Source organism: Christiangramia gaetbulicola (assembly GCF_003054225.1).
Taxonomy (GTDB): domain Bacteria; phylum Bacteroidota; class Bacteroidia; order Flavobacteriales; family Flavobacteriaceae; genus Christiangramia; species Christiangramia gaetbulicola.
In genome coordinates this window covers 1-13,192 of record NZ_QBKQ01000005.1, presented here as the reverse complement: position 1 = coordinate 13,192, position 13,192 = coordinate 1, and the positions used below count along the sequence as shown (strand labels likewise).

The 13,192-nt window shown below is 40.5% G+C and carries 11 protein-coding genes; 9 read left to right on the top strand and 2 right to left on the bottom strand.

Going from position 1 to position 13,192, the window contains the following annotated elements; genetic code table 11:
* Positions 1-10 precede the first annotated feature (10 nt).
* The 7 genes from C8P64_RS16030 (at position 11) to C8P64_RS16000 (ending at position 7,839) form a co-directional block, all read left to right on the top strand.
* Complete coding sequence (locus C8P64_RS16030; RefSeq protein WP_108173114.1) at positions 11-1,798, top strand: Ig-like domain-containing domain; 1,788 nt, start codon at positions 11-13, stop codon at positions 1,796-1,798.
* A gap of 78 nt (positions 1,799-1,876) precedes the next feature.
* Positions 1,877-3,238, top strand: a complete 1,362-nt coding sequence (locus C8P64_RS16025; RefSeq protein WP_170106679.1) for an Ig-like domain-containing domain — start codon at positions 1,877-1,879, stop codon at positions 3,236-3,238.
* A 193-nt stretch (positions 3,239-3,431) separates the two neighbouring features.
* Positions 3,432-4,070 carry a fasciclin domain-containing protein gene (locus tag C8P64_RS16020; RefSeq protein WP_108173112.1) on the top strand — a complete coding sequence of 213 codons (639 nt, stop codon included), beginning with the start codon at positions 3,432-3,434 and terminating at the stop codon, positions 4,068-4,070.
* Between the two features lie 173 nt (positions 4,071-4,243).
* On the top strand, positions 4,244-5,905 hold the full coding sequence (locus C8P64_RS16015; protein ID WP_108173181.1) for a dipeptidyl-peptidase 3 family protein: 1,662 nt from the start codon (positions 4,244-4,246) through the stop codon (positions 5,903-5,905).
* Positions 5,906-6,146: 241 nt separating this feature from the next.
* Complete coding sequence (locus C8P64_RS16010) at positions 6,147-6,590, top strand: hypothetical protein (RefSeq protein ID WP_146167236.1); 444 nt, start codon at positions 6,147-6,149, stop codon at positions 6,588-6,590.
* 1 nt (position 6,591) lies between these two features.
* Positions 6,592-6,999, top strand: a complete 408-nt coding sequence (locus C8P64_RS16005; protein ID WP_211307623.1) for a hypothetical protein — start codon at positions 6,592-6,594, stop codon at positions 6,997-6,999.
* A gap of 36 nt (positions 7,000-7,035) precedes the next feature.
* On the top strand, positions 7,036-7,839 hold the full coding sequence (locus C8P64_RS16000; RefSeq protein WP_108173110.1) for a hypothetical protein: 804 nt from the start codon (positions 7,036-7,038) through the stop codon (positions 7,837-7,839).
* Positions 7,840-7,845: 6 nt separating this feature from the next.
* On the opposite strand, the gene C8P64_RS15995 is transcribed toward C8P64_RS16000, so the two are convergent.
* Positions 7,846-8,550, bottom strand: coding sequence for an arylesterase (locus C8P64_RS15995; protein WP_108173109.1), 705 nt, complete (start codon positions 8,548-8,550; stop codon positions 7,846-7,848).
* A 70-nt stretch (positions 8,551-8,620) separates the two neighbouring features.
* Here C8P64_RS15995 and C8P64_RS15990 point away from each other — a divergent pair, with 70 nt between their 5' ends.
* Together C8P64_RS15990 and C8P64_RS15985 are read left to right on the top strand one after the other, a co-directional pair.
* Entirely contained in the window at positions 8,621-9,301 is a 681-nt protein-coding gene (locus tag C8P64_RS15990; RefSeq protein WP_108173180.1) for an ABC transporter ATP-binding protein, read from the top strand.
* A 2-nt stretch (positions 9,302-9,303) separates the two neighbouring features.
* Positions 9,304-11,862, top strand: coding sequence for an ABC transporter permease (locus tag C8P64_RS15985; RefSeq protein ID WP_245889721.1), 2,559 nt, complete (start codon positions 9,304-9,306; stop codon positions 11,860-11,862).
* 58 nt (positions 11,863-11,920) lie between these two features.
* Here C8P64_RS15985 and C8P64_RS15980 read toward each other — a convergent pair.
* The coding region (locus C8P64_RS15980) for a MopE-related protein (RefSeq protein WP_146167235.1) at positions 11,921-13,192 on the bottom strand (1,272 nt) is incomplete at its 5' end.

Here is a 13,192-nt window from a genome sequence, read left to right as displayed (position 1 = left end):
AAACTAAATAATGGAAACATTCATAAAATCTAAAACAAGAGCGCTTTTGAGTTCAGGGGTTTTGATATTTATTATCATCGCACTGGCTGCATGCTCTAATGATGATGATGTAACGATCACAGATGACGGAGTTCTTCGCCTGCTTAAACAAAATATTGGTGAAGACGCCCTGGAAGAAGGTGCAGACAATATTCCTGTAGAATCTCCATTAACGCTCATCTTTTCTCATAGTTTGAACACAGATGAATTAAGCGCTGCCCTACAACTTAGTTCCCCTAATGGAGCGGCAGACTATGACCTTGAATTCACTAATTCGAATTCTACGGTTATTATCACCCCGGGTGCGCGTTTCGATTATGAAACTACTTATACCTTAAATATACCTGAGGGTGCTTATGGGGCCAATGGTGAGGCCTTAACGAGTCCCATCAATTTCAACTTTAAGACCGCAGCTTACGTTCCACCGGTGATCAAGCTTAGCGCTGCTTCAGATGTAATCAAGGAAAGTGCGGAGACCGTAATCGTAACTGCCGAACTGGATAAGGATACTGAAGATGATGTGATCATAAATCTTGATTTTTCAGGATCTGCTGTACTTGATACAGACTACACCGCCAGTAGTTCAGAATTAACTATCCCGGCGGGTGAACTTTCCACAACTTTCGAGATCACTTCTATTCCAGACCAGGAAAATGACGATAATGAATCTATTATTGTTTCAATTGCTTCCATAGAGAATGCAACAGATAATGATAATACCTTGGCCGAGATCAATATTACCGAGGAATTACCTCCGCTTTCTCTAAAAGGAGTACTTGCACTTACCTGGGATGGTTCAGATACCAACGATGGTAAAGCGGTTCACGTAGTTGCCAATGCAGATATTGCAGATCTTAGTATCTATAGTCTTGGGGTCGCCAATAATGGTGGCGGAACAGACGGACCGGAATATACTTTCCCTGCCATTTCACTTTCAGAAGGTGATAACGTATTAGTTGCCCGTAACCCGGCAGCATTGACCGCTTATTTTGAAGACTGCGGAAGTGAGTTTACGCAGATCCTTGAATCCAATAACTCTATAAGCCAGAATGGTGATGATGCGATAGAATTGTATAGTGGTGATACCATAATAGAGGTTTACGGAGATTCAGATGTAGACGGTACCGGCGAGGCTTGGGAATATTCAGGATCGTGGGCTTATAAAGTAGGTAGAGAATGGAGTACCGGGGGTGTGGATTGTACCGTAGGCGGAACATTAAATAGCAATTCACCATGCCCATACCCAATTTGTAAGGAAGCTCTGGAAATTAAAGGGGTTCTCGCCTTGCTTTGGGATGGCAGCGGAACCAATGGTGGAAAAGCTGTTCATTTTAGAGCCAATAAGGATATTGAGGATTTAAGTATCTACGGTGTTGGTATCACCAATAATGGTGGTGGAACAGACGGAGTTGAATATAACTTCCCTCAAATTTCTGTTGAAGAAGGTGACGATATCTTATTAGCCAGAGAACCGGGAACTATTGCTGCTTATTTTGGAGATTGTACAGATGAATTTGAGCATGTTTTTGAGTCAGATTCTATGAATCAGAATGGGGATGATGGCGTAGAACTTTTCAATGGCGATAATGTTATTGAAACCTATGGTGATGCAGACGTAGACGGGACTGGCGAAGTATGGGAATACTCCGGATCGTGGGCCTATAAGATAAATGGCGACTGGACCACTGGTGGAATTGACTGTGCAGATAGCTCTACCTCTACTCAGAGTTCAGCCTGTGTTTATCCAATTTGTGAATAGAATTAGCTGGAGGTTGCTTGAAGTAAGTATCAGATAGGTCTGATTTTATTTCATGCCGCCTCCATAAAAAAGATTATGATGAAAAGAATGAAATATAGCATACAAATATTAACTGCCTTAGTTCTTACTTTATTCCTAAGCAGTTGTAGCAATGATGATGACTCTATAGACACCTTAAATGTTTTTTCTGCGACGGTGAATGGCAGTAACCTTAGCGATGGATTGTCTAATGTGGCTTTAACAGGTACTATCGAAATTGCATTTTCCCATACGTTGGACTCAGAAGCTTTTGAGGAAGCACTTTCGCTTTCAGATGGTCAGGGAGAAGCAAATTATACCAGCAGCCTGGGTAATGCAGGCTCCAAGGCGGTGATTTCCTATTCTGGTTTAAATCCCGGATCAACCTATACCATTACGGTAGGTCAAATTGCCTTGGGTGAAAACGGAGAATCTCTGGATACCGGTTTTTCGGGTAGTTTCAGCACTACCAGTGAAGTTGAAGAAACCAAAGTTCCCTGTACCTCGGCTACGGCAGATTGCATGGAGAAGATTGAAGTTGCCGAAGGAGCTGCTGTTGAATTTTATAGTTCTTATGATATTGTTTCAGACCAGGAATTTACCTGGGAGGAGATCGAAGAAGTAGTGATCGTGATCCATGGACAAAACCGGGATGCAGATGAATATTTCAGATATATGACCAATGCTGTTGGAGAGCTGGGAAAACTTAACAACACTCTTATTATTTCTCCGGAATTTAAAGAAGAGGTCAATGCCGCAGATGGGGAATTGTTCTGGGACAATAACTGGCGCGAAGGAGCTAATTCTGGCAATAGCGGTAATGCTATTAGTTCCTTTAGCGTTCTGGATGAAATGGTAGACTATCTTACGAATACGGAAAAATTCCCTAACCTGAAGGAGATAAAGTTTGCCGGGCATAGTTCTGGTGCCGCTATGGTACAACATTATGCATTTGCAAATACTTCTGAAGCGGCTTATCCCGATTATGAATTTCAATATGTAGTGGCCAATAACCAGTATTTCTATTATCCTGATGGCAGGCGCTACAATGAAAGCAGCAGTGAATTCTATACCCCTACAGATTGCACAGGATATGATTTCTGGCCTTATGGTTATGAAACCGCTCCGGCATATTTAGATGGGATGACCCAGGAAGACCTGTTACAGCAACAAATAACGCGGAATACTATATATCTATTAGGTAGCGATGATACAAATACCGAAGGGACCTTGAACACCACAGATTGCGCCGCTATCCTTTTAGGTTCTAACAGGCTCGAAAGAGGAAGGAACATATTTACGTTTTTTGAAACCTTCTATGCTGAAAACAACCAGGAGAAGATTGAAGTTCCAAATGTAGGTCACGATGCAGATGCAATGTTTAACTCAGATGAATTCAAGAGTATTTTAAGTAGAGATTAATTCTCGGCAGTTGGAATGCTTAATTTGATAAGGCCACTCTATAGGAGTGGCTTTTTCTATTATATCAGTTTACCTAGAATTGGCTTAGCAATTTCCAAAACCAAAAATTAACTTTGTTTAAAGTTTAGTTAATTTTATTAAACAAAATAGTTTTTGTTTATATATTTATCTGGTAATCAAAAATTTATATATAATGAAAACTACCACTAAAATTCAGAATTTGTTTTTAAAGTCATTCATTTTCGCACTTTTAATAGTATTCAGTGCGTGTGAAAAAGAATCACTATCAGAAAATGTTACTGCTGTCGATGCCAGCGCAAAATCTTCACCAGCTGCTCAACAAGGTGAGCTTACAATCGTAGAAATTGTTATCGCTAACGCAACAGATGAAGAAGACCCACAATTTACCTACTTACTTAAAGCGCTTGTAGCTACAGATCTGGCCGGTGTATTCGCAGGCGAAGATAATTATACTGTTTTTGCACCAACCGATGCTGCCTTTATCGCCGCATTAGGTGAAGATTTCGATTTTGATAATATCGATGATGATACCAAAGCATTTCTTACAAACGTGTTACTATATCACGTAACAGATGGAAGAAGATTCAGCAATAGTGTTCTTGGTAATAAGAACCCTAAAAAGATCGAAATGCTGAATGAAGCTATGATCTATGTGAATAGTGGCGGTGGAATAGATACTAATGATGAAGGGATGGAAATTAATGCCAATATCGTTCTTCCAATAGAAGAAGATGATCCAAAACTATTTGATATTGCTGCAACCAATGGCGTAATTCACGTAATTGATGCTGTTCTTTTACCTGCTGAATAATTGTTAAGCCCCCAATTCTATTAATAAAGCCACTTCCCTACAAGTGGCTTTTTTTATTGTTGATTTTTTGATCCTAAGGAATAAATCCTCTTAAACCCAGCATTCAGAATCTCCGTCTTTTCATCTATCACAAAAAGTTTAAATTTATAGTTCTAAATCTTAAATTGATGAAAATGAATAAATCCCTTTTATCCTTTGTACTCCTGGGAGCACTTATTTTTACGGGTTGCAAGAATGAAACTAAAGAAAATCCTGAAAATGAAACCCAGGATTCTATGGTTGCTACCGGTAAAGATATTAGCAAACTGGTAGATCAATATGCCGAAGTGGAACTTACAGCAGATATGTCTGCCCTCTCTGAGGATCAAAAGAAGATCATCCCGCTTTTAATCGAGGTCGCGAAAATTACCGATGAGCTTTTCTGGTATCAGGCCTTTGGCGGGCGTGACAGTCTAATGCCGAAACTTGATGACAAATCTGTAGAATATGTTCAGATAAACTATGGTCCCTGGGACCGTTTGAACAATCTTGAGCCTTTTATTGCGGGTTATGGACCAAAACCTGAAGCAGCCAATTTTTACCCTGCCGATATGACAAAAGAGGAATTCGAAAATTCCGAAATTCAGAATAAGGAAAGTCTGTACACCTTTATCAGGAGAAATGATAATGGGGAACTTACCTCTGTTTGGTATCATGAACAGTTTCCCGAAAAACTAAAAAAGGCATCAGACCTTTTGAAACAGGCGGCAGAGCTGGCCGAGGATCCTGGCTTTAAAAAATACCTGAACCTCAGAGCGGAAGCTTTTATCACTGATAAATACTATGAAAGTGATGTTGCATGGATGCAGATGAAGAACAATTCCATAGATATGGTTACCGGGCCAATCGAAACCTATGAAGACCGTTTGTACGGATTCAAAGCTGCCTATGAATCTTATGTTTTGATCAAGGATAAGGAATGGAGCAAAAGGCTGGAGAAATATGTTTCCTTCCTGCCTATGCTTCAAAAAGAACTGCCTGTAGAGGCAAAATATAAAAAAGATAGCCCGGGAACAGAATCAGATCTTAATGCCTATGATGTGGTTTATTATGCAGGGGATTGTAATTCCGGAAGTAAGACCATCGCCATTAACCTGCCGAATGATGAGAAGGTTCAGGAGCAGTATGGTAGTAGAAGACTACAGTTAAAAAATGCAATGAAAGCAAAATATGACCAGATCCTGCTGCCGATTTCAGAGCAATTGATCGTTCCTGAGCAAAAAAAAAATATCACTTTTGATGCGTTCTTTGCAAATACGATGTTCCATGAGGTTGCTCACGGCCTTGGTATCAAGAATACCATCAACAACAAAGGAACGGTGAGAGAAGCCCTGAAAGAACATGCGGGTGCACTGGAAGAAGGAAAAGCAGATGTTTTGGGAATCTATATGATCACGAAACTTCATGATAAAAGTGAACTAAAAGATGCTGAATTACAGGATTATTATGTGACCTTCCTGGCCAGTATTTTCAGATCTATCCGGTTTGGAGCCTCCAGTGCCCATGGAAAAGCAAATATGGTTCGTTTCAATTATTTTAAGGATAAAGGCGCTTTTACGCAGAATGAAGACGGGCTTTACAAAGTAGATATGGAGAAATTCAGGGAGGCAATTGATGCGCTTTCCAATGATATTCTTGTACTTCAGGGTGAGGGTGATTACGAAGGCACCGGAAAATTACTGAATGAATCGGGGCAGATAGACAGCGACCTACAGGCGTCTCTGGATAAATTATCTGAAAAGAATATTCCGGTAGATATTGTATTTAAACAGGGACCAAGTGTCCTTGGACTTTAATAATCAAACGGCTGCTTAAAGAGTAGCCGTTTGATTTTCTCCTTTATTAGATCCCCAAGTTCTGAAAAGCAGCACAAAATTTCTCACTTTTGCAAACATCGAAATCTGATGAAATCTTTAATCTCGAGTTGTGCATAAAGTCCTGAAAAAATTACCGGTTCTAATATTTATAATCCTGCACTTTTCTTTTGTCTCCGCTGCGTTCTGGGAAAACAAGGCTAACCTATATGTCCTTATTTTTTTGAGTATTACTGGATTTCTATTAGCCAGTTTCTATTATAAAAATCATAAACCTGAAAGATCTGTTTTTAGACGCCTGGACATTTTACTAGTGGTTCTAACGATCATTGGTGCTGTGATCACTTACTGGTTAAATTTGGAGTTTGGTTTGGGAATTGTTCTTTCCGCTGGAATTACAGGACTTTTGAGTTCTTTTATTCCATTTATAAATAGAAGATCTGATATCCTTAGAGAATTACCGGCAGCTATTTATTGTGGAGCATTTGCCGGAATGACCGCCCCATTCATAGCCAAAGGATATATTTTCATTTTTTTCGCTGGTCTTTTCACCGGTCATATCCTTATTATTTCCAAAAGCACTTTACATGGTTTTGGTGGTAAACTGGGTACTGTTGCCTTCGGCGGAGTTTCATTGATGTCCCTAATCCTATACTTATTTTTCTAAAATGCAGATAGCGATCATTATAATTTCCGGCTTTATTGCGGCTCTCGTCACTTTTTACCTGAATAACCGCCTTCAGCTTGGTGGAGTGATGGCTTCTGCAGCCATATCGGTTCTCGTAGGTGGATTTTTCTATTTATATCCCAACCTGCTCAGTGATTATTATACTACCAATATTCCCTTGGTCGTCATGGGCGCATCCTTTATTGGTATGGCAACCTCAAAAGTCGTCAGGCAATACTGGATCATTGGAATTTCAGGATTCATATTTTCAGTTTTATACCTCTCTACCGGTTCATTCTTTGAAGGCTTTGGGGGTGGTTTGGGTTCCACCGCAGCCATTTCCTTATGCTCGGCTTATGTTCTTAAAAGATTTCTGACCAGGAAAAAAATTTCAAAACCGAAGGCATAAATATTTACATTTGGATCTACAATCCATTTTAATTAAATGAAAAGACTTTTATTGCTGATAGCCCTTTTCGGGATGCTATCCTGCTCCTCAGATTCTTCAGAAATCATTGAAAATGAACCTGAAATTAATTTTGAAGTTACCCTTACCCCTTCTGCTGAATTTGCTTTGGTAGACAAGCCATTTTCTATAAAGGTAAGTTCTAATTTCCAGATTCATGAGATCAAGCAGATCTTCGAAAATGGTAGCGTATCTGTTGGTGGAGATGGTGAAAGCGGAGCTATAGATAGCCAGTTCGAAACCCTGCACTATCAGCTTCCTAATACGGGCTTAGAAAAAATGAACTATGTTTTTACTGATATTAACGGGAAGCAGGTCACTAAATCTATCGACGTAACCGTTAATCGCGGAGATGCTGTGCAGATAACAGGATTAAAGATCAATTCTTTTTACAATATTCATGGCACTTATGATGAGCAGTATGCAGAAAATGATCCTGAAAGACTAGCCGATATTATCTTCGCCATAAACAAGGCTTTCAGCTGGAATTTCACCAATGAAGATAGCAATAAAGGGCGCTGGTTCGTTTCTGAGATCTATCCAAACGAAGAAAAACTGGAATTTGATCTAAGGGATGAACAATTATTCATCGCTCCTTATGCTAATTTTGAAGTAGGTATTGGAGATCATGATGAAGGTGGAATAGGTTCTGACCTTGCGCGTGATGCCTCCGGAATGACCGTGAACTTGTATCCTTTGCAAAGTGAAAAACCCTCTGAAGTTCATATTATTAAGGAAGATGCAGATGTGGATATCACGATCTTCCTGGAATGGCCAGAGTAATCAATACTATTCTGCAGTCTCCATTTCTTCCATAAGAACAGGTTTTAAAACTTCCCAGACATTTTCGGCAAGGATCTTCTGGCCTTCAGCGGTTGGATGTATCCCGTCCTGTTGATTAAGTTCAGGATCTCCGGCTACTCCTTCGAGTAAGAATGGGATAAGCTGAACATTATTTTTCTCAGCAAGCTCAGGAAAGATATTTCTGAATCCGGTAGTATAGTCCTGCCCCATATTCGGCGGGATTTGCATTCCGGCAAGAATGATCTCGATATCGGGATTTTTTTCACGAACAAAATCTATGATCTCCTGAAGGTTTGCCCGAGTTTCTGAAAGTTGGATTCCGCGTAAACCATCATTCGCTCCCAGCTCGAGTATAAAAACATCTACATTTTGTTTAAGCACCCAATCTATTCTGTTCTTCCCTCCGGAAGTTGTTTCTCCGCTTAATCCAGCATTCACCACCTGGTAAGAAAGTCCCAGAGAATCTATCTTTTGCTGAATGATCGCGGGAAATGCTTCCCCCTGCTCGAGCCCGTAACCCGCAGTAAGACTATCTCCAAAGAAAAGTATGACCTTGTTATTATCTTCATTGGCTACTTCACTATCTGTAGCTTCCTCAATATCCTTCTGATCTTCTTTTTTAGTGTTCTCGCCACAAGAATTGAATAACAGGAACATAAACAATGATAAAAATAAGGTGAAGCTTCTCATGGTTCAGTAGATTTTATTGAAATCTTTCTTTATTTTGTTTGAATTGATAAAGAAACCTAAAAGAAAGAAGATGGCAAAAATATTAAGTATTCAAAATCTGAAGAAAAGTTATCGCAGCGGTTCAAAAGAACTTACGGTACTGGAAGATATCAGTTTTGAAATCCAGGAGAAGGAAACCTTTGCCATTGTAGGTCCTTCCGGAAGCGGAAAAACAACTCTTTTAGGGCTATGCGCCGGTTTGGACCAGCCAGATTCCGGCAGCATAGAACTTTGCGGAACACTGATAAACGATCTTAATGAAGATCAAAGAGCGATCTTAAGAAATAAGAAAGTAGGGTTTGTGTTCCAGGATTTTCAACTGATCCCTACGCTTACAGCTCTGGAGAATGTAGCCGTCCCACTGGAATTAAGAGGTGATGCTGACGCCACCAGAATTGGAAAGGAACTGCTGGAAAAAGTTGGCCTGGGAGATCGCTATGATCATTATCCCTCGCAGTTATCTGGAGGGGAACAACAACGTGTAGCCGTAGCCCGGGCTTTCAGCAATAAACCCGAAATACTTTTCGCAGATGAACCAACCGGAAACCTTGATGAAGAGACCGGAAAAAAAGTTATAGAACTACTCATCGAATTAAATGAAGAATCCGGCACTACCCTGGTCATTGTAACTCACGATATGGAACTGGCCCAGAAAACACAGCGCATTCTGAGATTGAAAGGTGGCAGGATCATGGAAACGGTAAACGTTTAAGTATGGCTGCATCAAATTTCAAAAGTTCAGGAAAAGCAGGTTTCAGCTGGCTCTTAAAAATGGCCATCAGGGATGGAAAGGCCAGCAGCAGAAAGCTGCTTTTGTTTATGGCTTCCATAGTGCTCGGGATCGCTGCAGTAGTTTCCATTCAGTCCTTCAGCAATAGCCTCAAAGAAAATATTGCCCTTCAGTCTAAATCCCTGATGGGAGCAGATTATATAATTGATGCCGAAAAACTGCCTAACGAAAGAGTTTCCTTTATTATGGACTCCCTGGGAGGTCCTGAAGCTGAAGAGATAAGCTTTGCCTCCATGGCTGCCTTTCCTGGAAAAGAAGGAACCAAACTGGTTCGCGTACGTGGCATTAAAGGCGGTTTCCCTTTTTATGGAGACCTTGAAACCGAACCTGTTTCAGCTGCGAATGATTATCAGGAGAATGGAGTTGCTCTGGTAGATGCTACTTTGATGCTTCAGTTAGGTATTGAAAAGGGAGATAAGATCAAAATAGGGAACATAGAACTACCCGTAGGTGGAGCTTTAAAATCGGTTCCGGGCAGCGCTGCTCTTTTTAGTTCTATCGCTCCACCGGTGATCATTCCACATAGGTTTATTGAAAAAACTGGCCTTATTCAAACGGGAAGCAGAATAGGTTACAATTATTATTTTCGTGCCGATCCTAAACTGGATCTGGAAAAGTTTGATGAAAAAATAGATCCTATTCTGGATGCTAATGATGCAGATCTGGATACTCATACTTCTACCAGCGAAAGGCTGGGACGGCGCTATGAAAATTTCGGGAAATTCTTGAACCTGGTGGCCTTTATTGCCCTGCTATTGGGATGCGTGGGTATCGCCAGCGCGATCCATATTTATATCAAGGAAAAACTGAGATCCATAGCTGTATTAAAATGCCTGGGAGCCACTAAAAAGCAAACCTTTTCCATATATCTCATTCAGATCGCAATTATCGGACTCATTGGAGGAGTTGCCGGAACCGTACTGGGATTATTACTTCAGCAACTATTCCCTTTAATTTTACAGGATATATTACCGGTTGATGTGGAAATATCGTTCGATTCCAGGGTTATCTTTATGGGAATTCTGCTGGGTGTATTAATGTCTGTACTATTCGCATTATACCCATTGATCGGGACCTTATATGTATCACCTCTGCAAACTTTAAGAGTTCAGAATACGGAAAGCTCCAGTTCTAAAAAAGCTGGTATTCTGGTATTAACTTCTATTTTTCTTTTCATTTTCCTCTTTGCATTCTGGCTGCTTGAAGACTGGAAATACTCTGTGTTCTTTGTTCTTGGCATCGTTATTACTTTTTCTCTGCTGGCCGGAGTTGCGAATTTGTTCATGAAGGCGATCAAAAAATACTTTCCTAACAGTTGGGGCTTTATTCCGAGACAAAGTCTGCTGAATCTTTTCAGGCCTCAAAACCAAACCCTCATCCTGGTGCTGGCCATAGGCATAGGAACATTTTTAATAAGCACCCTTTATTTTACCAAGGATTTACTATTGGCGCAGGCAAGCCTGGACGAACAGGCAAATAGTCCCAATATGATTCTGTTGGACGTGCAAACAGATCAACAGGAAAAAGTTGCCCGGACTATTTCTTCACAACAATTACCTGTTCTGGAAAACATTCCGATAGTAAGTATGAGGGTTGAAAGTCTTAAGGGAAAGTCAGTCAACGAGATAAGGGAAGACACCACTTCCAGGGTAAACGGCTGGATTCTGGATCATGAGTTCAGGACGACCTACCGGGATTCTTTGATAGATTCTGAAGTTCTGGAACAAGGTGAGTTCACAGGTGAAAAACCCGAAAGCGAGATCATCCCAATTTCCATAAGTAATAATTTTGCTGAAGACGCCAAAGTAAGCGTAGGAGATAAAATTGATTTTAATGTTCAGGGAGTATTGCTGAATACCGTTGTGGGAAGCATCAGGGCCGTAGACTGGAGCAGGATGCAACTGAATTTTTCTATTGTTTTTCCAACAGGTGTGCTGGAAGATGCTCCGCAATTTAGAGTGCTTACTACAAAGGTTCCAGACGAAACAAAATCTGCCGACCTGCAGCAAAGCCTGGTAGAGAAATTTCCAAACCTTACGATCATAGACCTGCGACAGGTTTTAACCTTGATCGAAAAGATCCTTACAAAAATCTCCTGGCTTATCAATTTCATGGCCTTCTTTAGTATACTTACTGGCATCATTGTTCTTATAGGCGCGGTGCGAACCAGTAAATATCAGCGAATTAGAGAAAGCGTCCTGTTAAGAACTCTGGGCGCAAGAAGCGAGCAGATCTTAAAGATCCTGGCACTGGAATATTTCTACCTGGGGATATTAGGAGCACTTTCAGGAATACTATTATCGCTAATCAGTAGCCTGCTCCTGGGCTATTTTGTTTTTGAAACCACTTTTATTCCATCATGGATACCCTTTGTAGTCCTCTTACCAGGAATTATTTTACTGGTAATGGGTATTGGATTAGGAAACAGCCTGAGTGTGATTAAGAGTCCGCCGCTGGTGGTTTTGAGGAAAGAGCTAAGCTAACAAACAAAAACCCGATCCATGTGGATCGGGTTTTTAATTTTTAAATAGTTAGAAAAAATTATTTCATCAGCTTTCTCCTGAACTCCTGACTATTACTTGTTGCTCTCAGGATATAAATTCCCTGTTCCCATCCACTATGATCAAGTGGCCAGAAATATGATCCTCCTTCTTTACTTACTGAGATTGAGGTTTGGGTTAACTGTCTTCCGTAAAGATCATAAACCCTGATCTCGAAATCCTCATTAATTTCTCTTGCAGAGAATTCAAGCCAAACTCCTTCTGGTTCCAGTGGGTTTGGATAAATAGTGAGTTGTGAATAATCTATTTCAAGATATTTAGAATTGGAAGGCATCATATTTGAATTGTCAAGAGGACATCCAGCTTTATTAGCTTCTTCGAACAGATTACCCAATCTATTTGCATCGAATTTACTTCCACTTGCAAACACTTCCTGAACTGACTCTATTATATAGGTAAGAGAATAGGCATAATTAATTTCATTATTACAAGCATTCAACAAAGCGGTAGTTGCCTGACGGGCTAATTTGCTAAATCCTCCACCTTTTATTTCAAGAGCTTCCTGAAGATTTAGATTTCCAGATTTCTTCAGGTTATGATAATCATCTATGCCTATATTGAATACCGTGAAGAAATTATCTGTTTTAGAGTATGAATTACACCAGGTATCGGTATTTTTCCAGAAGCCTGTGGTACAACCGGTAAAATTATCGCCAGTTACTAAATCCTTGCCGTCGCAATCCTGATCTATACCATCATCTGCAATTTCAACAGCTCCGGGATAAATTGAATTGTTTGTATCGTCACAATCTCCAGCCTGGGTAGCATAACCCGCACCAGGATTTTCACAGGTGTCAATATTAGTTGCTGCATCATCCACTCCATAACCATCACCATCATTGTCTACATAATAAGTGGTCGTGCTGACTCCTTCATCGATCTGGCCATCACAGTTGTTATCGATGCCATCACAGATTTCAGTAGCTCCTGGGTTGATCGCAGCTCCTCCATTATTCCAATCATCATTACAATCGGTATTATCTGCTACATATCCCTCTGGTTGGCCACAGGATTCTAAGGTCGTATTTGGATCACCAAATCCATCTCCATCAGCATCTGCATACCAGGTAGACTGACCGGTTACATCCGGATCATCATCATCGATAAGACTATCACAATCATTATCAATGCCATCACAGACTTCAGTGGCTCCTGGATTGATCGAAAGATCATTATCATTACAATCTCCAGCCTGGGTAGCATAACCCTCTCCAGGATTTTCACAGGTGTCAATATTAGTTGCTGCATCATC